At 57.9% G+C, this 22,818-nt stretch carries 17 protein-coding genes and 1 other annotated feature; of the genes, 2 read left to right on the forward strand and 15 right to left on the reverse strand.

Annotation, left to right across the window (positions count from 1 at the left end):
* The first annotated feature begins 113 nt into the window (after positions 1–113).
* Positions 114–3,170, forward strand: a complete 3,057-nt coding sequence (locus IT084_RS10610; RefSeq protein WP_195712840.1) for a PAS domain S-box protein — start codon at positions 114–116, stop codon at positions 3,168–3,170.
* 22 nt (positions 3,171–3,192) lie between these two features.
* Here the strand turns inward: IT084_RS10610 and IT084_RS10615 are convergent, their stop codons facing one another.
* The 13 genes from IT084_RS10615 to argH all read right to left on the reverse strand — a co-directional run bounded on the left by IT084_RS10615 (position 3,193) and on the right by argH (position 19,879).
* The gene (locus IT084_RS10615) at positions 3,193–3,372 is read right to left on the reverse strand and encodes a hypothetical protein (RefSeq protein WP_195712841.1); all 180 of its coding nucleotides are present in this window, start codon (positions 3,370–3,372) and stop codon (positions 3,193–3,195) included.
* Between the two features lie 58 nt (positions 3,373–3,430).
* Positions 3,431–5,044: a citramalate synthase gene (gene cimA, locus IT084_RS10620; RefSeq protein ID WP_195712842.1), complete on the reverse strand. Its 1,614-nt coding sequence runs from the start codon at positions 5,042–5,044 to the stop codon at positions 3,431–3,433.
* A gap of 126 nt (positions 5,045–5,170) precedes the next feature.
* Positions 5,171–6,247 (reverse strand): 3-isopropylmalate dehydrogenase, encoded by a 1,077-nt coding sequence (leuB, locus tag IT084_RS10625; RefSeq protein ID WP_195712843.1) that lies wholly within the window; start codon positions 6,245–6,247, stop codon positions 5,171–5,173.
* Between the two features lie 12 nt (positions 6,248–6,259).
* Entirely contained in the window at positions 6,260–6,763 is a 504-nt protein-coding gene (gene leuD, locus IT084_RS10630; RefSeq protein ID WP_195712844.1) for a 3-isopropylmalate dehydratase small subunit, read from the reverse strand.
* Positions 6,763–8,028, reverse strand: coding sequence for a 3-isopropylmalate dehydratase large subunit (gene leuC, locus IT084_RS10635; protein ID WP_195712845.1), 1,266 nt, complete (start codon positions 8,026–8,028; stop codon positions 6,763–6,765). Before leuC ends, leuD begins: the two co-directional genes overlap by 1 nt.
* Before the next feature lie 12 nt (positions 8,029–8,040).
* Positions 8,041–9,570, reverse strand: a complete 1,530-nt coding sequence (locus tag IT084_RS10640) for a 2-isopropylmalate synthase (RefSeq protein WP_195712846.1) — start codon at positions 9,568–9,570, stop codon at positions 8,041–8,043.
* 20 nt (positions 9,571–9,590) lie between these two features.
* Positions 9,591–11,258, reverse strand: coding sequence for a biosynthetic-type acetolactate synthase large subunit (gene ilvB / locus IT084_RS10645; RefSeq protein WP_195712847.1), 1,668 nt, complete (start codon positions 11,256–11,258; stop codon positions 9,591–9,593).
* Positions 11,259–11,294: 36 nt separating this feature from the next.
* Complete coding sequence (ilvN, locus tag IT084_RS10650) at positions 11,295–11,810, reverse strand: acetolactate synthase small subunit (RefSeq protein WP_195712848.1); 516 nt, start codon at positions 11,808–11,810, stop codon at positions 11,295–11,297.
* A gap of 11 nt (positions 11,811–11,821) precedes the next feature.
* Entirely contained in the window at positions 11,822–13,480 is a 1,659-nt protein-coding gene (gene ilvB / locus IT084_RS10655) for a biosynthetic-type acetolactate synthase large subunit (protein WP_195712849.1), read from the reverse strand.
* 60 nt (positions 13,481–13,540) lie between these two features.
* On the reverse strand, positions 13,541–15,268 hold the full coding sequence (ilvD, locus tag IT084_RS10660; protein WP_195712850.1) for a dihydroxy-acid dehydratase: 1,728 nt from the start codon (positions 15,266–15,268) through the stop codon (positions 13,541–13,543).
* A 39-nt stretch (positions 15,269–15,307) separates the two neighbouring features.
* Positions 15,308–16,186: a branched-chain-amino-acid transaminase gene (ilvE, locus tag IT084_RS10665; RefSeq protein WP_195712851.1), complete on the reverse strand. Its 879-nt coding sequence runs from the start codon at positions 16,184–16,186 to the stop codon at positions 15,308–15,310.
* A 387-nt stretch (positions 16,187–16,573) separates the two neighbouring features.
* Positions 16,574–16,823, reverse strand: a binding site (T-box leader).
* 61 nt (positions 16,824–16,884) lie between these two features.
* Positions 16,885–18,432, reverse strand: a complete 1,548-nt coding sequence (locus IT084_RS10670) for a DUF445 family protein (protein WP_195712852.1) — start codon at positions 18,430–18,432, stop codon at positions 16,885–16,887.
* 73 nt (positions 18,433–18,505) lie between these two features.
* Entirely contained in the window at positions 18,506–19,879 is a 1,374-nt protein-coding gene (argH, locus tag IT084_RS10675; protein WP_195712853.1) for an argininosuccinate lyase, read from the reverse strand.
* A gap of 227 nt (positions 19,880–20,106) precedes the next feature.
* Here argH and glpX point away from each other — a divergent pair, with 227 nt between their 5' ends.
* Positions 20,107–21,084: a class II fructose-bisphosphatase gene (gene glpX / locus IT084_RS10680; RefSeq protein WP_195712854.1), complete on the forward strand. Its 978-nt coding sequence runs from the start codon at positions 20,107–20,109 to the stop codon at positions 21,082–21,084.
* Between the two features lie 104 nt (positions 21,085–21,188).
* Here the strand turns inward: glpX and IT084_RS10685 are convergent, their stop codons facing one another.
* Positions 21,189–21,401, reverse strand: a complete 213-nt coding sequence (locus IT084_RS10685; RefSeq protein WP_195712855.1) for an aspartyl-phosphate phosphatase Spo0E family protein — start codon at positions 21,399–21,401, stop codon at positions 21,189–21,191.
* Between the two features lie 207 nt (positions 21,402–21,608).
* A complete protein-coding gene (locus tag IT084_RS10690; RefSeq protein WP_195712856.1) occupies positions 21,609–22,814 on the reverse strand; it encodes an argininosuccinate synthase in 1,206 nt (401 codons plus the stop codon).
* Positions 22,815–22,818: the final 4 nt, after the last annotated feature.

A 22,818-nucleotide genomic window follows, 5' to 3' on the forward strand; every position in this document is an offset into this window, starting at 1 on the left:
CAGAAACAAAAGTTTTTTAAAAATTAATCATTTATATTATACTGGTTATAAACAATTTTCCGTACCGGTCCATTCCCGGCACTCCAGCAATGTGAAGAAAGCGGGGGCAAGAAATGATTGAGATTGATTTAAGCAACATTTTTAAACACTCACCACTGCCGATTTACGTGTTACAGGACGGCTTCTTCAAGCTGGTCAACCCGAAAATGGTTGAGGTGACCGGTTATTCAAAAGAAGAGTTGCTGGCCATGCCTTTTTACGAGCTGATCCACCCGGACGACCGGCAGCGGGTGATGGACAACGCCATGCGGCGCCTGGCGGGTGAACAGGTTGATGAACAGTACGAGTTCAGGAGTATTACCCGCGAGGGCGTGACAAGAAACGTAATAGGCTTTTTCTCCCTCATAAACTACGGTGGTCGACCGGCAGTGCTGGGACAGGTTCTTGATATTACCGAGCAGAAACAGCTTGAAGACTCGCTACGGAAAAACGAAGCCAGATACCGGGCCATTTTGGACAGTATCCAGGAGGGGTACTTCGAAGTGACACTGTCCGGCAGTTATACCTTTGTCAACCCTGCAATGACACGGATACTGGGGTACAGCCTGGAAGAGTTGCAAGGTCTGAATTACCGGAAATATACCATACCGGAGCACCATGATCTGGTATATAAAGCGTTCAACAAGGTCTACCGGACGGGACAGCCAATGGATTTTTTTGACTGGGAAGTGGTAAGAAAAGACGGGGCGCGCAGGCATGTGGTAACATCCATATCCCTCCTCCGGGATGATTCGGGTAAACCGGTGGGCTTCAGCGGCATTATCCGGGATATCACCAGCCGCAAGCGGGCGGAGGCGGCGCTGCAACAGGAAAAGGAACGGCTGGCCATTACTTTGAACAGTATCGGCGACGCGGTAATTGCCGTGAACACGGAAGGGCGGGTAAATCTTCTCAACCCGGTGGCTGAAGCACTGACCGGCTGGCCTGCCGCCGATGCCGTGGGGCGCCCGCTGGAGGAAGTATTCAATATCATCAACGAGCGCACGGGCCGGCCCGCTAAAAATCCGGTCCACCGGGTGCTGGCCGAGGGCAAGGTGGTGGGTTTGGCCAACCACACCGCTCTGATCTCCCGGGACGGTACCGTGCACTCCATTGCGGACAGCGCCGCGCCGATCAAAAGCAGCTCGGGCGAGGTCATGGGCGCGATCCTGGTTTTCCGCGATGTTACAATGGAAAGGAAGCAGGAAGAAGCCCTCAAGGCCAGCGAGGAACGCTTCCGGCTGCTGGCCGAGCATGCCTTGGACATCATCTATCGTTACCGGATCAAACCCGAACCGAAATTTGAATACGTGAGCCCCGCCTGCTTGCAAGTGACGGGTTACTCGCCCGAAGAACATTATGCCGATCCCGGTATTGTTTACAGTTACGCGCACCCGGAAGACCGGGATAAGCTAATTCAATTGTACTCGGGCGATTACGATTTTTCCGCCCCGTTGACCATGCGCATCGTGCGCAGGGACGGTACTTTGGCGTGGGTGGAACAGAGGGTGGTGCCCATATACGGCAACCTCGGCTCCGTTGTGGCCATTGAGGGCATCATCCGGGACATCACCGACCGCAAACGGTCCGAATTGGCCCTGCGAGAGGTTGTCCAGGGGGTTTCGGCGTCCGTGGGGATGGAATTCTTCCGTTCCATGATCTATCACCTGGGACGGGCACTGGATGCGGATCACGCTCTGGTCGGCGAACTGGTAAAAAGCGAAAATCCCCGCATCCGGACCATTGCAGCATACAGTGAAGGAAAGTTTTTGGAGAATTTTGAGTACCTCCTTGAGGGTACACCCTGCGCAAACGTGGTAGGTAAAACCGTTTGCTTTTACCCTGAAAGAGTTGGGGATTTGTTTCCCCAAAGCAAGTTGCTCAAAAACACTGGCGCGGAAAGCTACCTGGGAGTGCCGCTGTTTGATTCAAAGCAAAATGAGCTGGGCCTGATCGCCGTGATGTACAATAGACCTGTGAACGAGGAACAATTCCGGTTTGCGGAGTCGCTGATCATTATCTTTGCCGCCCGGGTATCCGCCGAACTGGAACGGGTGCGCGCGGACGAGCAGTTGAAGTATCTCAGCCTGCACGACAGCCTGACCGGGCTTTACAACCGCACTTATTTTGAACATGAAATTCAGCGCCTGGAAAAGGACCCGCCGCGCTCCACCGGTATAATTGTCTGTGACGTGGACGGGTTGAAGCTGGTCAACGATACCCTGGGGCACGAAGCCGGGGACCGGCTTTTGGTGGCGACGGCTGGGATTATAAGAAGAGCATTCCGGGAAGGAGACATTGTTGCAAGGATCGGCGGCGACGAGTTCGCAGTGCTGCTGCCGGGAAGCGACGAAAGGACTGTGGAAAAGGCCTGCCACCGGATCATGGATGCAGTGGAGGAATACAACGCGGCCAACCCGGAACTGCCGGTAAGCATATCCGCCGGTTATGCCCACGGCAAGGGCACATCAATTAACTTAAGGGATTTGTTTAAAGAAGCCGACAACAACATGTACCGGAAAAAGCTGTACCGCAGTAGCAGCGCTCGCAGCGCCATCGTACAGGCCTTGATGAAAGCAATGGAAGCCAGGGATTTTATCACGGAAGGACATGCGGACCGGCTCCAGCATCTCGCTGTACGGCTGGGCAAAGCCATTGGGCTGCCGGAACACAGGCTGACTGAATTGCGCTTGCTGGCCCAGTTTCACGACATCGGCAAGGTGGGCATACCCGACCGCATACTGTTCAAACCCGGTCCTTTGACCGCGGAAGAAGTCGCGGAAATGCACAAGCACTGCGACATAGGGCACCGCATAGCCCTTTCGGCCAACGATCTTGTATGCGTGGCGGACTTGATATTAAAGCACCACGAGTGGTGGAACGGCAAGGGGTACCCGCTGGGCATCAGCGGGGAGGAGATCCCCCTGGAATGCCGGATTCTGGCCATAGCCGACGCCTATGACGCCATGACCAGCGACCGCCCCTACCGCAAAGCCATGACCCATGACCAGGCGGTGCGGGAGCTGGTAAAATGCGCCGGGACGCAGTTTGACCCGTACCTGGTCGAAAAATTTATCGAGATAATAAATGGCCAAAACTCTGTGAGCCCTGATGATCGTTATTCATTATGAGATGACGGTGAACAATTGACCGTTACAAACCCGCAGCCCGGGTGCCGGTATGGCCCGGCGCCCGGATTGTTTCCCCCTTGCCCAGGCGAAAAAATTTTTTGCCGCCGCTGCCGCAGCCCCAAAGGTGCCGTATGGCCCGGGCCGGGGGAAACTCAAGGGGAATTGCAATTCTGACCGTTACGCTTATGTTCAAGTGATTCAAGTAAAAACAGCCGGCGTAAACAGACCGCCGGCCAAATAAATAACTTCCCTTTTATGCATTAACACTTACCGCGAAAAACGCCGGTAATGAACCTGGAATCCTTTTCATCCTTGTTTTGCTCCCGGAGCAGGCCGTAGGCGATACTATCCACCAGCGCCTGCCAGCTGGCCTCGATGATGTTGGGGCTCACGCCCACCGTGCCCCAGGAGCAGTGCCCGTCCCCGGTTTCCACCAGCACCCGGACCACGGCCCCGGTGCCGTCTTTTTCGTCCAGCACCCGCACCTTGTAGTCGGCCAGGTGCATGTTGGCGATTTCCGGGTAGAATCCCTCCAATGCCTTGCGCAGGGCATTGTCCAGGGCGTTTACCGGGCCGTTGCCTTCGGCCGCGGTATGCACCACCCGGCCGTTGACGTTTAACTTGATAATGGCCTCGGAATGCACAATGCCATCCCGCATTTCGATCAACACTTTCAGGTTTTCCAGTGTGAAGGGTTCCCGGTAGCCGTGAAAGGCTTTGCGAACCCGCAGCTCAAAGGATCCCTCGGCCCCTTCGAACTGGTAGCCCTGGTTTTCCAGTTCCTTCAGCTCCTGGAGCAGTTTGCGGTTTTCATCCTTATCCAGACCCAGCCCCAGGTCCAGCTCCTGGTATTTGTAAATCAGGTTGCTCAACCCGCTGAGCTCGGAAACCAGCACCCGCCGCCTGTTGCCCACCCGCTCGGGCTCGATGTGTTCGTATGTTTGGGGGTTTTTCAGCAGCGCGCTGACGTGCACGCCGCCTTTGTGGGCAAAGGCGCTGCCCCCCACGTAGGGCTGGTTGTTAAGCGGGTGCATATTGGCCAGCTCGCTGACAAAACGGGACAACTCGGTCAACTCCGCCAGGCTTTGCTCCGGAATGCTCTCGTAATGGCATTTGAAGGCCAGGTTGGGGATAATGGAGCACAGGTTGGCATTGCCGCAGCGCTCGCCGTAACCGTTGATCGTGCCCTGGACCTGGATCACCCCGGCCTGGACCGCCATCAGGGAGTTGGCCACAGCCAGCTCGCAGTCGTTATGACAATGGATACCCAGGGGAACGTCAATCTCCCGGGCCACAGCGGACACTGTTTCGTAGATTTGATTGGGCAGCCTGCCGCCGTTGGTATCGCAAAGAATAATCCGGGCTGCGCCGCCGTCCCGCGCGGCCCGCAGGGTGGCCAGGGCATATTCCCGGTTGGCGGCAAAGCCGTCAAAAAAGTGCTCGGCGTCGTAAAAAACTTCCATCCCCTGCTGTTTCAAATATGCCACGGAATCCCTGATCATGAGCAGGTTTTCCTCCAGGGTGGTAAGCAGGGCGTGTTTCACGTGAAAATCCCAGCTCTTGCCGAATATCGTTGCCACGGGCACGCCGGCAAGGACTATTTGCTTCAGGTTGTCATCTTGAGAAGCCGTAATGCCGGGCCGTCTGGTACTGCCGAAAGCGGTGACGCGAGCGTTTTTAAGCCGGTGTTCCTTGATTAGTTGAAAAAACTGCAAATCCTTGGGATTTGATCCCGGCCAGCCGCCCTCGATATAATGAAAGCCCATTTCGTCCAGCCGGAGGGCGATTTTAACTTTGTCTTTGGCGGAAAAGCTGATGCCTTCGCCCTGGGTACCGTCCCGCAGCGTCGTATCGTAAATTTCAACTCGAGGCAAGTTCTCTCCCCCCAGCAAACCTCCTATAATGGTCGTTGGTCGTCAGTGGTCGGTCGTCGGTTGGAATTAATCATTACTACTCCGGCATTTTGCTGGTGCAATAAACATATCCGGTAATCGATGTTATTAACTTTTTTCCACCTTTTCGGCCACCAGTTCGGCCATTTCCATAGTGCCCACCGGGCGCATCCCGGGCTGCATGATGTCGGCGGTGCGGTAGCCTTCCTCCAGCACGGTATTTACGGCCTGTTCCACCAGCCCTGCGGCATCGTCCAGGCTGAAGGAATAACGCAGCATCATGGCCACCGAAAGGATGGTGGCGATGGGGTTCGCCATGTTCTGCCCGGCGATATCGGGCGCGGACCCGTGGATGGGCTCGTACAGGCCCACTTTGCCGCCCAGGCTGGCCGAGGGCAGCATGCCGATGGAACCGGTCAACTGGGACGCCTGGTCGCTCAGAATATCACCGAACATGTTCTCGGTCACCAGCACGTCAAACTGCCGGGGATTGCGCACCAGCTGCATGGCGCAGTTATCCACGAGCATGTGGTTTAATTCGACGTCGGGATATGCACCGGCCAGGCCGGAAACAACCTCCCGCCACAGCCGGGAACTTTCCAGCACGTTGGCTTTATCCACCGAGGTCAGTTTTTTCCTGCGCTTGCGGGCCAGCTCGAAGGCCACGCGGGCCACCCGTTCTATTTCCCCGGTGGTATATTCCAGGGTCTCCACCACGCGAACGCCGCCCTCCGACAACTCTTCCCGCCGCTTGGCGCCGAAATACAGCCCACCGGTCAATTCCCGGACCACAACAATGTCCAGGCCCTCCACCACTTCCCGCTTTAAAGTGCTGGCATCGGCCAGGGAGGAAAATACCACCGAAGGCCTGATGTTGGCGTAGACCTCGAGTTTTTTGCGCAGGGGCAAAAGCGCTCCGGCTTCGGGGCGCAGGTGCACGGGCAGGTTATCCCACTTCGGCCCTCCCACCGCCCCCAGCAGAACGGCATCGCTGTCCAGGCATTGCCGCAGCGTTTCCTCCGGCAGCGGAGTGCCTGTTTGATCGTAGGCCCCGCCCCCGAACAACGCCTCCCGGGTGACAAATTCCACGCCGGTGCGCTTCTGCACCGCCCGCAACACCCGCAGGGCCCCGGCTGTAACTTCCGGCCCGATCCCATCACCGGGCAGCACCGTTATTTTAAACATAAACTTTCACTCCTACCTCCGAGTAGACTTCAATTTGTTCGACACGTAATTGATCAGGCCCCCGGCGTCAATGATTTGCTGCATGAATTCAGGCACCCGGGTCGCCTTGTACTCCTCGTTTCGCGTCAGGTTCTTGATTACGCCACGCTCCGGATCAACCGCCACCTCGTCGCCTTCCTGAATGGCTTCCGCCGCTTCGGGCGACTCGAAAATAGGCAGGCCGATATTAAAGGCGTTGCGGTAAAAGATTCTGGCAAAGGACCTGGCGATGACGCAGCTCACCCCGGCCTCCTTGATGGAGATGGGGGCGTGTTCCCGGGAACTGCCGCAGCCGAAGTTTTTGCCGGCCACGATGATGTCGCCCGGCCGCACTTTTTGGACAAATTCCGGGTCGGCATCCTCCATGCAGTGCCCGGCCAGTTCCCGCGGGTCCGATGTGTTCAGATACCGGGCCGGAATGATGGCGTCGGTATCAACGTCGTTGCCGAATTTCCACGCTTTACCCCGGTATTTCATTATGATGCCACCTCCCACGGCGCAGCTATGCGTCCCAGTACCGCCGAAGCAGCGGCCACCGCGGGCCCCGCCAGGTACACTTCGCTTTCGGGGTGTCCCATGCGGCCCACGAAATTGCGGTTGGTGGTGGCCAGGGCCCGCTCGCCCTTCGCCAAAATACCCATGTAACCGCCCAGGCAGGGCCCGCAGGTAGGAGTGCTCACCGCGGCGCCCGCTTCAATAAACAACTCCACCAGGCCCTCCTTCAGGATCTGCCGGTAAATTTCCTGGGTCCCGGGAATGATGATCAGGCGCACGTTAGGATGTACTTTATGTCCTTTCAGCACCGAGGCGGCCTCCCGCAGGTCTTCCAGCCTGCCGTTGGTGCAGGAGCCGATCACCACCTGGTCGATGGTTATGTCCGCGGCCTCGCTCACCGGGCGCGCGTTTTCAGGCAAGTGGGGAAAAGCCACCTGTGGCTCCAGTTTGCTCACGTCGAACTCGTATACCCGGGCGTAACGGGCGTCCGGATCACTCTGATAAAATTTATAAGGTCTCTTGGCCCGGCCTTCCACGTACCGGCGGGTAGTCTCGTCCGGGGGTACGATGCCGTTTTTGGCCCCGGCTTCGATGGCCATGTTGGCCATGGTAAACCGCCCGTCCATACTCAACTTCTCGATCGCTGGCCCCGTAAACTCCATGGCCATGTACAGGGCGCCGTCCACCCCGATCCGGCCGATGGTGTAAAGAATCAGATCCTTACCCCCCACCCAGCGGGGCAGGTCGCCGTAATAAACGAATTTAATGCTCTCGGGCACTTTCAGCCAGGTTTCGCCCGTGGCCATGGCGGCCGCCAGATCGGTGCTGCCCACCCCGGTGGAAAAAGCGCCCAGGCCGCCGTACGTGCAGGTGTGGCTGTCGGCGCCGATGACCAGGTCGCCGGGCCCTACCAGGCCCTGTTCGGGCAGCAGGCAGTGCTCGATGCCCATGCGCCCCACCTCGTAATAATGCGTCAGGTTGTGTTTGCGGGCGAATTGCCTGATTAACAACGCCTGTTCGGCGGATTTGATATCCTTGTTGGGCACGAAATGGTCGGGCACCAGCACCACCCGGTCGCGGTCCCAGACCGTTTCCACGCCGGTTTTTTCAAACTCGCGGATGGCCACCGGGGCGGTGATATCGTTGCCCAGCGCCAGGTCGACCTTGACGTTGATCAACTGGCCGGGTTCCACTTGATCCACCCCGGCGTGGGCGGCCAGTATCTTTTCGGTAATCGTCATCGACATCTGTTGTCACCTCTACATATCCGGATTCTTCTGCTCGTAGATCATCTTGTTCACCGCGTTGATGTAGGCCCGGGCGCTGGCCTCCAGGATATCGGTGCTGATACCGCGGCCCATGTACAGTCTTTCCTTGTTGTTCTCGGCGATGCGCAGGGTCACCTCGCCCAGGGCGTCCTTGCCGCCGGTGATGGCGTTGATGCCCCAGCTGACCAGCCGGCAGCTGTATCCCGTAATTTTATCCACGGCCTTGCAGATAGCGTCCACCGGGCCGTTGCCGCAGGCCGCCTCTTCCAGCAATTCTTCGCCGCGGGTCAGCCCCACCGTGGCGGTGGGTACCACCGTGGTGCCGCTGCTGATATGCAGGTAAGACAACTCGTATGTGGCCGGCACCTTGCGGATTTCGTTTTCCACGATGGCTTCCAGGTCCTGGTCGGTAATTTCCTTCTTGCGATCGGCCAGGTCTTTGAACCGGGCAAAAGCCTTGTTCAACTCATCCTCGCTTAACGAATATCCCAGTTCCACCAGGCGTGAACGGAAAGCGTGCCTCCCGCTGTGCTTGCCCAGCACCAGGTTGCTGTGGGCAATGCCCACCATGGTGGGATTCATAATTTCGTAAGTGGTGCGCTCTTTCAGCACCCCATCCTGGTGGATGCCCGATTCGTGGGCAAAAGCGTTCTTACCCACCACGGCCTTGTTGGGCTGGATGTCCATACCGGTGAGCTTGCTCACCAGCTTGCTGGTCCGGTAGATTTCCTCGGTGTTGATGCCTGTCTCCAGGCCGTACCGGTCCCGCCTGGTATACAGGGCCATTACTATTTCCTCGATGGAAGCGTTGCCCGCCCTCTCGCCGATGCCGTTGATGGCCCCCTCCACCTGCCTGGCCCCGGCCAGGATCGCCGCCAGGGAGTTGGCCACCGCCATGCCCAGGTCGTCGTGGCAGTGCACGCTCAGCACCACCTTTTCAATACCCTTGACCCTGTTCATGATGTACTTGATAAATTCGGCAAACTCATCGGGGGTGGCGTACCCCACCGTGTCCGGAACATTGATGGTGGTTGCTCCCGCTTCGATGGCCGCCTCCAGCACCCGGCAGAGGAAGTCCGGGTCGCTGCGGGAAGCGTCCTCGGCGGAAAATTCCACGTCCCGGGTGTAACTTTTGGCCCGCTTCACCCCGGCCACGGCGGCCTCCACCACCTGGTCCCTGGACAGGCGCAGTTTGTGTTTCAGGTGGATGTCGGAAGTGGCGATAAAAGTGTGAATCCGCGGTTGGTCGGCGTGCCTGACCGCTTCCCAGGCCTTGTCGATATCGGTGAAATTGGTCCGGGCCAGCCCTGCAACGGTAACGCCCCGCACTTCCCGGGCGATGGTTTTTACGGCTTCGAAATCACCCGGGGAGGTGATGGGAAAACCGGCCTCGATAATGTCCACGCCCAGGCGGGCCAGCTGCCTGGCTATCTCCAGCTTTTCTTTGACATTCAGGCTTACCCCGGGGGACTGCTCGCCGTCCCGCAGGGTGGTATCGAATATATAAACCCGGTTGCTCAAAATGGGATCCCCTCCGTAAATCAGCAATCTATGGCTTCGCTGATGGATTTGCCGGCCGGCACGATGGGATTGACGTTTTCCGCGGCGCTGACCAGGCAGTTGACCAGCACCGCTCCGGGCGCCTCCAGCGCCCCGGGCAGCAGGTCATCCACATCTTTCTCTGTGCGCAGGGTATAACCCCTGATTCCGTAAGCCCGGGCCAGAAGCTCAAAGTCGGGGTGGAATTTGAAGTCCACCGCTATATACCTGCCCTCGCAGTACAACTGTTGCAGCTGCCGCACCATGCCCAGCGAGTAGTTGTTAAGAATAATGATTTTCAGGGGCAGTTCCTGTTCAACGGCGGTGGCCAGCTCCTGCATGGTCATCTGGATGCTGCCGTCGCCGGTCACCAGGATCACCCGTTCGCCGGGCAAGCCGATCTGCGCCCCCACCGCCGCCGGCAGCCCGAACCCCATGGTTCCCAGCCCGCCGGATGAAATGAGGGAACCGGGGCGCTTGAAGCGGTAATACTGGGCCACCCACATCTGGTGCTGGCCCACGTCGGTGGCCACCACGGCGTCGCCCCGGGTGATTTCGTATAATTTTTCCACCACGTACTGGGGCTTCAGTTCCCCGTCGTCCCGCCGGTAAGCCAGCGGGTACTGCTCCTTCCACGCCTGGATTTGCTCCAGCCAGCGGGTATCGTTTCTTTTTTCCAGGCGGGCCAGCAGTTCCTGCAGCACCTGTTTGACGTCGCCCACGATGGGCACGTGCACCTGCACGTTTTTCCCTATCTCGGCGGGGTCGATATCCACGTGGATTACCCCGGCGTTGGGCGCAAATTCTGTAATTTTACCGGTAACCCGGTCGTCGAAGCGCGCCCCCAGGGCGATGAGCAGGTCGCAGTTGGTTACCGCCAGGTTGGCGGCCCGGGTGCCGTGCAGCCCCAGCATGCCCAGGAACAGCGGGTGATCGCCGGGAAAACTGCTCAGGCCCATGAAGGTGTTGGTTACGGGCGCGTTGATGGTTTCCGCCAGGGCCAGCAGCTCTTGGCTGGCCCTGCTGTTGATAATGCCGCCACCGGCGTAGATGACCGGTCGCTCGGAGGCGGCGATCAACCGGGCGGCCTCGGCGATTTTATTCGGGTGCCCCCGGTAGGTAGGCTTGTAGCCCCGCAGCTGCACCATCTCCGGGTATTTAAAATCGATCACGGTCTGGGCCACGTCTTTGGGAATGTCGATCAGCACCGGCCCCGGTCGCCCCGTGGAAGCAATGTGAAATGCGTTTCTGACGATCCGGGGCAGCTGGGCGGCGTCCTTGACCAGGTAGTTGTGCTTGGTTACCGGCATGGTGATGCCGGTGATGTCCACTTCCTGGAAAGCGTCGGTACCCACCTGGCTGGTGGGTACCTGGCCGGTGAAAAGCACCAGCGGCACCGAGTCCATGTAGGCGTTGGCAATCCCGGTGACCAGATTTGTGGCGCCCGGGCCGGAGGTGGCCATCACCACGCCCACTTTGCCGGTGGCCCGGGCGTACCCGTCCGCCGCATGCACCGCCCCCTGCTCGTGCCGGACCAGCACGTGGCGGATGGAGGAATGGTACAGGGCGTCATATACCGGAAGAATGGCCCCGCCGGGGTAGCCGAAGATCACTTCCACTTGTTCTTGTTCCAGGCATTTCACCAGGGCTTCCGCAACCGTAATTTCCATGGCAAGCCCCCCCTCTTAAACTTTAAACTTTGGTAATTATTCATCCCTGGCCCCGTTATCTTGTAATCCCGTGTATTTGGAACCCCTGAGCATGGCGATTTTGCCTGTGCGCACCAGTTCCTTGATGCCGTACGGGCGCAGGGATTCCTCGAAAGCGTTGATCTTGCCGTCGTTGCCGGTGCATTCCAGGGTCAGCGTCTTGCGCCCCAGGTCCACGATGCGGGCCCGGAAAACGTCGGCAATCTGCATCACCTCGCCCCGCTGGGCGGGGTCCACGTTGACCTTGATTAAAACCAGTTCGCGATCGACGTATTCGTCGGCGGTGATATCGTTGATCTTGATCACATCGACCAGTTTGTGCAGCTGCTTGGTCACCTGTTCCAGCACCCTGGCGTCTCCCTCCACCACGATGGTCATACGGGAAACGTCGGGGTTTTCGGTGCGCCCCACGGCCAGGCTGTCGATGTTGAACCCGCGCCGGCTGAACAAGCCGGCCACCCGGGCCAGCACGCCCGGATTGTTTTCCACCAGCACCGCCAGGGTATGCCGCATTTTTACCCCTCCTATCCCAGCATTTTATTGATGGGCTCGCCGGGGGGAACCATGGGCAGCACGTTCTCCTCCCGTTCAATCGGAAAATCGATGACCACCGGCTTGGGTATCCGGAGAGCTTCCTCCATGGCCTCCCGGATCTCCGATTTTTTGGTTACCCGCATGCCGGCGGCGCCGTACGCCTCGGCCAGTTTGACGAAATCGGGGCCGGTGATTTCCGTGTATGCATAGCGGCGGTTGTAAAACAGCTCCTGCCACTGCCGGACCATGCCCAGGTACCCGTTATTAATAATGGCTACTTTCACCGGCAGGTTGTAATGCACCGCCGTGGCCAGCTCCTGGGAGTTCATTTGAAAGCTGCCGTCCCCGGAAATGCATACAACATTCTCATCCGGGCAGGCCACCTGCACACCGAGGGCCGCCGGAAACCCGAAGCCCATGGTGCCCAACCCTCCCGAAGTGATGAAAGTGCGGGGACGGTCATAGGAGTAATAGTGAGCCGCCCACATCTGGTGCTGTCCCACATCGGTGGCCACCCGGACATTGCCCCGGGTAACATTATATATCTCCTGAATCACTTCCTGGGGCTTCAAACGCCCGTTCTCCACGTACTCAATGGGGTATTCCTTTTTCCAGTTAAATATTTTATCCCGCCACCGGCTTTCCAGCCTCGGCTGCAACCGCTCGATTATTTTCCGCAGGGAGCACCGGACATCGCCCACCACCGGAATATCCACACCCACATTTTTCCCGATTTCCGCCGGGTCGATATCGATGTGAATCACCGTGGCGTTGGGGGCGAACTCCTCAATCTTGCTGGTAACCCGGTCATCGAACCGCACGCCCACCCCGATGAGCAGGTCGCACTCACAAACGGCGTAATTGGCGTACTTGCTGCCATGCATGCCCAGCATGCCCACCGACAACGGGTGGTTCCCGGGAAATCCGCCCAGCCCCATCAAAGTGGTGGCCACCGGCGCCAGCAGCATCTCCGCCAGGCGTAACAGTTCTTCGTGCGCACCGCCGTTGATCACCCCGCCCCCGGCATAAATAACGGGCCGCTCGGATTCTTCTATCGCCCTGACGGCCCTGGTCACTTGTTCGGGATCCGGTTCTAATTTGATATGGTAACCGGGCAACTGCACCGGTCCCGGGTCCTCGTATTCGGCCATTCCCGCGGACACATCCCGGGGAATGTCGATCAACACAGGGCCGGGCCTGCCGGTGGTGGCGATATAAAATGCTTCGCGCACCGTCCGGGCCAGATCCTTCACGTCCTTGACCAGGTAATTGTGCTTGGTGATGGGCAGGGTTATGCCGGTAATATCAGCCTCCTGGAATGAATCCCGCCCCAGCAAAGAGGTGGGCACCTGCCCGGTAATGGCCACCATGGGCACCGAATCCATGTAGGCGTTGGCAATTCCGGTAACCAGGTTGGTGGCCCCGGGGCCCGACGTGGCCAGGCAAACCCCGGGTTTGCCGGAGGCCCGGGCGTATCCGTCGGCGGCATGGGCGGCGCCTTGCTCGTGCCGGGTAAGGATGTGCCGCAAGTCGGCATCGTACAGGGCATCGTAAATCGGTAATACCGCCCCTCCCGGGTAGCCGAAAATAGTATCCACCCCCTCGGCCAGGAGACTTTCCACCAGGATTTGCGCCCCGGTTTTATTCATACCCCTTCACCTCCGGTAAAAATGATATTGACCTGGGGACAACCAGCTTTATGCACCACTTTAGGATTCGTCCCCTTTCTTTAAAACGGCTCCCGTCCCGGCCGATGTTACCATCCGCGCGTAACGGGCCAGGTAGCCCTTTTTCACCCTGGGCTCCGGTTTTACCCACCGGCTCAGACGGGCGTTTAATTCTTCGTCGCTCAAAAGAACATTCAACTTATTCTCAGGTATGTTGATTTCAATCACGTCGCCGTCCTGCAGGGCGGCAATGGGCCCGCCCTCGGCGGCCTCCGGGGTGACATGGCCGATTGAGGCGCCCCGGGTGGCGCCGGAAAAACGCCCGTCGGTAATCAGAGCCACGTCCTTATCCAGTCCCAGGCCCGCCACCGTGGCGGTGGGTGTGAGCATTTCCCGCATACCCGGGCCGCCCTTCGGGCCTTCATACCGAATCACGATTACGTCGCCCTTTTGAATTTCCCTGTTGATCAATGCCTGCACGGCCTCTTCCTCGGAGTTGAACACCCGGGCCGGTCCGCGATGTTTCAGCATTTCCGGAGCCACGCCGGCTTTTTTAACCACCGCGCCCCCGGGGGCCAGGTTGCCATACAGGATGGCAATGCCGCCGCTGGGGCTGTACGGGTCTTGCACGCTGCGGATAACGTCACTGCGCTTGATTGCGGCGCCGGCAACGTTTTCCCCCAAGGTGCGGCCGGTGACGGTTATGGCGCCGCCGTCGATCAAACCATGCTCAACCAGCTCGCGAACCACCGCGGAAACGCCGCCGGCCTCATCCAGGTCCTGCATGAAATGCGGGCCCATGGGGCTGAGCTTGCACAGGTTGGGTGTTCGCTCACTGATCCGGTTGATTTGATCCAGGTTGATTTCCACCCCGGCTTCACGGGCGATGGCGGGCAGGTGCAGCACCGTGTTGGTGGAACAGCCCAGCGCCATATCCAGAGCCAGCCCGTTGGCAAAAGCCTTTTCCGTCATAATGTCTGAAGGCCGCAGGTTTTCCCGGACCAGGTCCACAACCCGCATGCCGGTCATTTTAGCCAGGCGCCGGCGCGCCGCGGAAACCGCGGGCAGGGTGCCGTTGCCCGGTAAAGCCATGCCCAGAACTTCGGTGAGGCAGTTCATGGAATTCGCCGTAAACATGCCGGCGCAGGAGCCACAGCCCGGGCAAACCGCTTCTTCAAACTCGGCCAGTTCCGCCTCGGACATGTTGCCGGCTCGCACCGCGCCCACGGCCTCGAAGATATTGCTGAGGGAAAGATTCCTGCCCCCATGCCGCCCGGCCAGCATGGGTCCGCCGCTGACCACAATGGCGGGGATATCGAGCCGGGCCGCGGCCATCAACATGCCGGGAACCACTTTGTCGCAGGCGGTAACAAGCACCAGGCCGTCAAAGGGGTGCGCCATGGCCATGACTTCCACCGAATCGGCGATGAGTTCCCTGCTGGCCAGGGAATATTTCATCCCGGCGTGGTTCATGGCAATGCCGTCGCATACCGCAATGGCGGGGAACTCAATGGGGGTGCCGCCGTTCATCCTGATCCCGGCCTTGACCGCCTCGGTAATCTCCCGCAGGTGCATGTGCCCCGGCACTATTTCGTTAAAGGAATTGACCACCCCGATCATGGGCCGCTCCAGTTCGTTGTCGGTCAGTCCCAGCGCTTTAAACAGGGAACGGTGGGGCGCTTTTTCCAACCCCTTTTTCATGGCGTCGCTGCGTAGCCGGTGGTCGGTCGCCGGTCTTCGGTCGCCGGTACAGCATCTGTTGTTGCTCATGTCCATATTCCTCCTTCAACGCCAGGCATTACATTCTACTTACTCGAAAATCACCGGGCCGTCCACTTTGGTCAGTTCCCTGAAATCATGCAGCAGGCCCCGGAACACTTCCCCGGGCTCCCCGTTACCGATGGTCCGGCCGTCCACCCGGACGCAGGGAATTAATTCGGCTGCGGTGCCGGTCAGGAAACACTCGTCGGCATTATATACATCATGGCGGGTAAACACTATTTCCTGCACTTCGATCCCTTTCTTCCGGGCCAGGTCGATCACGGCGTTCCGGGTAACACCCTCAAGCAAACCTACATGGATGGGCGGAGTGATCAGCTTGCCGTTCTTCACCAGGAAAAGATTATCCCCGGTGGCCTCGGCCACGTAACCCTCCTGGTTCAGCATGATCGCCTCGGGCACGCCGGCCAGGTTGGCTTCAATTTTGGCGTAAATGTTATTCAAGTAGTTAAGTGACTTCACCCTGGGGTTGCATGCCTCCGGAATGTTGCGGCGCGTGGCCACGGTGATCATTTCCAGGCCCCTTTCATATAATTCTTCGGGGTAAAGCTGGATGGAGGCCGCAATACAGAAAATCGTCGGTTTCGGGCACTTGCGGGGGTCCAGTCCCAGGTCGCCCTTGCCGCGGGTCACCACCAGGCGGATGTAGGCATCCCGCAAGTTGTTGCGGCGCAATGTTTCCAGCACCACTTCCTGCATTTCCTCAATGCTGAGGGGGATTTCCAGGGCCAGGGTGCGGGCCGATTCGTATAACCTTACCAGGTGCTCCTGCAGTTTGAAGACCCGGTTATGGTAAGCCCGAATGCCTTCAAAAACTCCGTCACCATACAACAGGCCGTGGTCAAACACGGATACTACCGCCTGTTCTTCAGGAACATACTGGCCGTTAAGGTAGATTATAAGGCTCATCTTTTCACACTCCTTAAAATATAAGTGATTGAACTGCAAAAACCGGTACTTGAATCTGGCGCTCCGGCGGCATCAATCGTTCGTTTCACTCCAGGAATCCGCCGGATCGCCTGCCGCTGTGGTGTTTTTGCAGTTAAATCAAAAGTTGATTTTTCAAAGTATGGTTAAATAAAATAAGACCCTGCTGATATTTTCCAAGAGTGGAACCTATCCGCTTGGGTCTTTTATCCCCACGGTGTAGCCTGCGGGAAAAGCACAAACCCCGCCGGCCTGTACCGCTCGGTCCAGTCCCTCGGAAGAGGCGGAACCCTAGGTACACTTCCCTCTTTATCCAACTAAAAAGCCGATATAAATTTTAAAACCTCCCGTACCCGGCGGCGCAAAGCCACCAGGGACGAGAGGTTCATATCCTCGCGCGGTACCACCCTGCTTGCTTCCGCCTCTCGGCGAAAGCCTCTCGGCGTGTCGTCGACACAACGGCAATAACGGGCCGCTACCCGTCTCCGCCTAGTAAGCGCGGGGCCTTTCAGCGAAGCGGTTCCGGGGCGATGTCCTACCTGTTCCGGCACCGGTTTTCAGCTTCCCCGGTTCTCTGTGGCACGGTTTCCCAGGTATTGTTCCCCTTCATTACCTTTGCAAATAAAACTTATTGAAAAGTATACATTAAAACTGCGATAAAGGTCAACAGTTTTCGTCTATTATTTCATCATGATTTGCATGCCAACCATAACCAGTCCCAGAACGGCTCCCAGCAGCGCGCCAAGCCAGGTAATGGCCACCAGTTCACGGCGTATAATCCCCAAAAGCATCTGTTCCACCTGCAGCACATCCAATTCTTCCACCCGGCGGCGCACCATATCACTGATGTTCAAAAACCGCATCAACCCGGGGACCTGGTTTTGAACCAGGAAACGGTATAGCTTTACCACCGATCCCACCGGATCAACCACGGCTCCGGTAAAGACCGCGTCCAGCACCGGTCCAAGCTTTGCGTTCCAGGCGTTTCCGATTTCCCTTTGAACGAATGACTGCAGGTGTAGGGCCGGCTCGTCACGATCCAGCAATTTTTCCAGCAGCTGCCCGTAAAAGGCCGCCAACCCGGCCTGGAAGCCGGGGTGGTCGAGGTGCAGCAAATCTTGCCAGGTCCGTTCCCGGTTTTGATCCAGCACGGATTCAAACACATCCAACACCGCCGTCCCGAAACCGGGATCACGCAGTTTTTCCACCAGCCAGGCGGCGATTTCGGCGGCTTTTTCCCGCTTGCCCGCAGCATCCAGGGCCGCGGTGATTTCGCTGACGCTTTTCTCCAGCGCCTCGTCCACCAGCAGGTGCAGCCGGTCAACTATCGCGGCCCGGTTTCGCTCATCCGCTAAAAAACGGGATATTTCCGCGGCCAGGCGCTGGGTCAGCATGTCCGGGCCGCTGCCGATAAGTTGAAACACACCGTTAAGCATGCGTTTAAGCGCGGTGCCTTCGAAAAAGTTCTCGATCCTGTTCTTTATGGCCTGGCGAGCTCCCGGCGAAGACAGGTATTGTTCGATGGCGGACACTATCCCGGGGGCCTGGTCATTAATAAACTGGTGGATTCCCTCCCGCACCGCTTCAGGCAGATAGTTACCTATTTTTTGGGGGCTATTGAAGAAATACTCAATTTTAACAGCCAGCTCCCGCTGCAAACCGCCGGTGATTTCTTCATTTAACAGGTGCCCCGGCAACCGCTCCAGGAATTCCCTGAATTCCGGCAAACCGGTCTCCCCCACCGGGGAGCCCACCCGCCGCTCCAACAGGCAGCCGGTGACATGCGCGGCCGAGTGGGCCAGGGCGCCGCGAAACGCTTCACCCCGCGCCAGGTTGACCGCAAATTCGGATAACCGGGCCGCAAAATCATCCAGAGCCCGGGGCGGGACACCGGCATCGACCAGCGCCTCTCCAACTGTCAACTCCCGCGCCCGCGCTTCCGCCAGCCAGGCGGTAACATACCGTCGCACCCTTTCTTCGGACTCGGCGCTGGACAGGTGCTGCACAACGTTTTCTTCGGTGAGCAACATGCCGCCCACCATCTCGCCGATGCCGCCGGCCAGGCGTTTTTTCCCCCGGGGAATCACACCCGGGGTGAAGGGCACGGGCACGCCCAGTATCCTTTTTTCATACAGGGGCCGAAACAACATCCGGATGGCGATCCAGTTGGTGATATAGCCGATAACGGCCCCTACTATCACAGCCGTAGCAACTTGCTGCCAGTTCATCTATCACTCATTCCTACCTGGAAAAAATTAGATACTCTAATCCTTCGGCGCTCCGCCGCCAAGGGGTCATGGCTCAATTTAACCTCTCCCGGGCCGACCTGATGGCTTGCCGTACCGCTTCGGGAGCGGGACCGCCGGGAACACCGCGGGCCTCCACGCAGCGGGCGATGCTGATGGCCTCGTAAACGTCGTCCTCGATTACCCTCGAAAAGCGGTGAAACTCCTCCAGGCTCAACTCGTCCAGGGATTTTTCCCGGTCCAGGCAGTAAGCCACCGCCCGGCCCACGATCTCGTGGGCCTCCCGGAAGGGCACGCCGCGCTTTACCAGGTAATCGGCCAGGTCGGTGGCGTTGGTGAAGCCCCCCCGGGCCGCCCGGGCCATGTTTTCCCCTTTGACCCGCATGGTGGCCAGCATGGGACGGAAAATCAACAGGCATTTCTTCACCGTGTCCACCGCGTCAAACAGGGATTCCTTGTCCTCCTGCATGTCCTTGTTATAGGCCAGCGGTAGCCCTTTCAGCATGGTCAGCAAGGCAACAAGGTCCCCGAACACCCGGCCGCTTTTACCCCGGATCAACTCGGCCACGTCCGGGTTTTTTTTCTGCGGCATCATGCTGCTTCCGGTGCTGTACGCGTCGTCCAACTCAATGAAACCGAATTCGGACGAAGACCAGAGGATAATTTCCTCGCAAAAGCGGCTCAGGTGGACCATCACCAGCGAGGCGGCGGCGGTGAATTCAACGGCAAAGTCGCGGTCGCTCACCGCGTCGAGACTGTTTTCCGTAATAGCGTCAAAGCCAAGTTCCCGGGCTACAAATTCCCGGTCCAGGGGGAAGGTGGTGCCGGCCAGCGCCCCGGCCCCCAGGGGCATCACGTTCACCCGCCGGCGGCAGTCCCGCAGGCGCTCCATGTCCCGCCCGAACATTTGACAATAAGCCAGCAGGTGATGGGCCAGCGTAACGGGCTGGGCCCGCTGCAGGTGCGTATAACCGGGCATTACGGTTTCAACGTGCTTTTCCGCCAGGTCCAGCAGCGTTTGAACCAGGCCGGCCAGTAGTTCCAGCACCGCGTCTATTTCGTCCCGCAAATACATGCGCACGTCCAGGGCCACCTGGTCGTTGCGGCTGCGGGCGGTGTGCAGTTTTTTGCCCACGTCGCCGATCCGCTCGATCAACAACTGCTCCACGTTCATGTGGATATCCTCGGCGGCAATGGAAAACTCCACCCGGCCCGCCTCAATATCAGCAAGTATCTCCTCCAGCCCGCGCACAATGGCTTCCGCCTCCCGCCCGCTGATTACCCCCACGCGGGCCAGCATCCGGGCATGGGCCATGCTGCCGGTAATGTCGTATTTGTACAAACGGCTGTCAAACGAAATGGAAGAGTGAAAATCATCCACCAGCCGGTCCGTTTCCTTTTGAAATCGCCCGCTCCAAAGCTTGGCCATTTGTTTCACCTCACGGCTTTATCTTACTATTTTCTTATCCGTGCATATTTTACCACAGTGATAGTTTAATATAAAAGTTATCCCCTTATTTTTACGCCGTCAATAAAAAAACCCCGCTTAAGAGTAAAGCATTTTCTTTAAAAAAATGATATACTAAATAGCCCATTAAACAATAAATATGTTAAAATAAATATTGTCAGCCAAGTATTTTCAAAGGAGACGAGTTTATGGAACGGGAACTGACGCTTGAACTGGTGCGGGTTACGGAAATGGCCGCCCTGGCCGCGGCCCAGTGGATGGGCCGGGGACGTAAAAACGAAGCCGATGAAGCCGCCACCAACGCCATGCGCACTATGTTTGATTCAGTATGCATGAACGGCACGGTAGTAATTGGGGAAGGGGAAATGGACGAGGCGCCGATGCTGTACATCGGAGAAAAGGTGGGCAACTCCGCCGCCCCGGAAGTTGACGTGGCGGTGGACCCGCTGGAAGGCACGAACATCCTGGCCAAGGGTCTGCCCAACGCCATGTCGGTGGTAGCTATAGCGGACCGGGGCAACCTGTTGCACGCTCCCGACATGTACATGCAGAAATTGGCGGTGGGCCCCCGGGCCGCGGGCCTGGTCAGTCTGGACGACCCAATTGAAAAAACCCTGGAAATCGTGGCCAAGGCCAACAACAAGCGTATCGTGGACTGCACGGTGATGATCCTGGACAGGCCGCGCCACCAGGAATTAATCGAGGCGGTGCGGGGAGCCGGAGCCAGAGTGCGCCTGATTGGTGACGGCGACGTAGCCGCGGCGCTGGCTACGGCCTTTGACGACACCGGCATCGATATCTGCGCGGGTATCGGCGGCGCCCCCGAAGGGGTTATCGCGGCAGCGGCGCTCAAGTGCCTGGGCGGAGAAATGCAGGCCCGCCTGGTGCCCGAGGACGAAAGCGAACACCAGCGCTGCCTGAGCATGGGCATCAAGGACCCCAGCCAGATCCTGACCATGGACGACCTGGTGCGCGGGGACGACGCCATCTTCGCCGCCACCGGCGTAACCGACGGCGAGTTGCTTAAAGGTGTACGCTTCCGGGCCGGGGAAATAGCCGAGACCTATTCGCTGGTAATGCGGGCGAAAAGCCGGACGGTCAGGTTTATCAATACCGTGCATAATTTAAAATATAAACCCTACTACTCCTTGATCAAAGAAAAATAACCAATCAACCGCCACATCACTACATATGAGATCCGATTACCGGGCCCGGTTTCCGGGCCTGATCTTATTTTATTGCTGAATGATGGCAGGAGTAAGGAATAACATTAAAGAGCAGTCGAAGAAATTTTCTCTTTTTGGTACTGGTTGATTAATTTGTCGAGTTTCTGGCTTACCTTTAACAATTTTTTGACATTTTGGGGTTCATGCCTTGTGATTTCGTACATTTTGCGCCGTTCACGCTCAATTTCAACCAGCAGCACACCCCATTTTTTAATGTCCATTTTAGCATCACCGGTTATAACTACTTCTTCCTGCATATACAAAATCCTGCCAGGAAAAGAAAAAATTTTACATATGAGTTCGCTTTTTTAATTAATTAATCATTTAACTAATTGTTTAATGACAATTTTTGCGACATCTTCAATCGCCCAACGTACCCTACAGAAGAATGTCCAAAGGTGCCGAAAAATTTTAAAGGGTGGAAAATTTAAACTTTCCACCCTTTTATCATGTAAGTTTTCCTATTACCGCAATCCCGCTTTTTTCTCCATCAACGCCCGCACTTTCAGGGGCAGGCCGAACAAGTTGATAAACCCGGCGGCGTCGGCCTGGTTGTACACCTCGTCCCGCCCGAAAGTGGCCAGGTCCTCGCTGTACAGGGAATAAGGCGAGGTGGTCCCCGCGGGGGTGCAGTTGCCCTTGTACAATTTCATGCACACGGTGCCGGTAACGGTGCGCTGGGTCACATCGACAAACGCATCCAGCGCCTCCCGCAGCGGGGAGAACCACACGCCATCGTAAACCAGCTCGGCGTAACGGGCCGCCACCAGTTCCTTGTAGTGCAGTGTGGCCCGGTCAATGGTCAACAGTTCCAGTTCCCGGTGGGCCAGGTAGAGAATGGTGCCGCCAGGCGTTTCATAAACGCCCCGGGATTTCATGCCCACCAGCCGGTTTTCCACCATGTCCACAATGCCGATGCCGTTGGCCCCGCCCAGCTTGTTCAGTTCCTCCACCAGTTCCTCGGGAGGCAGTTCCCTGCCGTTCACTTTTTTGGGTATTCCCTGCTCAAAATAAATTTCCACGTAGGTGGGCTGATCCGGCGCCTTTTCCGGGGGCACCGTGAGCAGCAGCACGTCACCGGGCGGTTCCTGGCCGGGATCTTCCAGAACGCCGCCCTCGTGGCTGAGGTGCCAGATATTGCGATCCATGCTGTATGGCCGCGCTTTGGTCACCGGCACGGGAATGCCCCGGGCCTCGGCATAGTCAATGGCGTCTTCCCGGGAACGAATATCCCATTCCCGCCACGGAGCGATAATCTTCAGGTCGGGGTTCAGCGCCTTTACAGCCAGTTCAAAACGCACCTGGTCGTTGCCCTTGCCGGTAGCTCCGTGGGCCACGGCCTCGGCCCCCTCCTTGTCGGCGATTTCCACCAGCTTTTTGCCGATCAGCGGGCGGGCCATTGAGGTGCCCAGCAGGTACTTGCCCTCGTAAATGGCTCCCGCCTTCAAGGTGGGGAAGATATAGCCGGTGACAAATTCCCGCTTGACGTCCTCGATGTATAATTTGCTGGCCCCGCTTTTCAGCGCCTTTTCATGCAGCGGTTCCAGTTCCTCCCCCTGGCCCAGGTCGCAGACCAGGGCAATGACCTCGTAACCGTAGTTTTCCTTGAGCCAGGGAATGATGATGGAGGTATCCAACCCTCCGGAATAAGCCAGAACAACTTTTTTCATTATA

The organism is Desulfallas sp. Bu1-1 (assembly GCF_015594625.1).
In the GTDB taxonomy this organism is placed as follows: Bacteria; Bacillota; Desulfotomaculia; order Desulfotomaculales; family Desulfallaceae; genus JADNRQ01.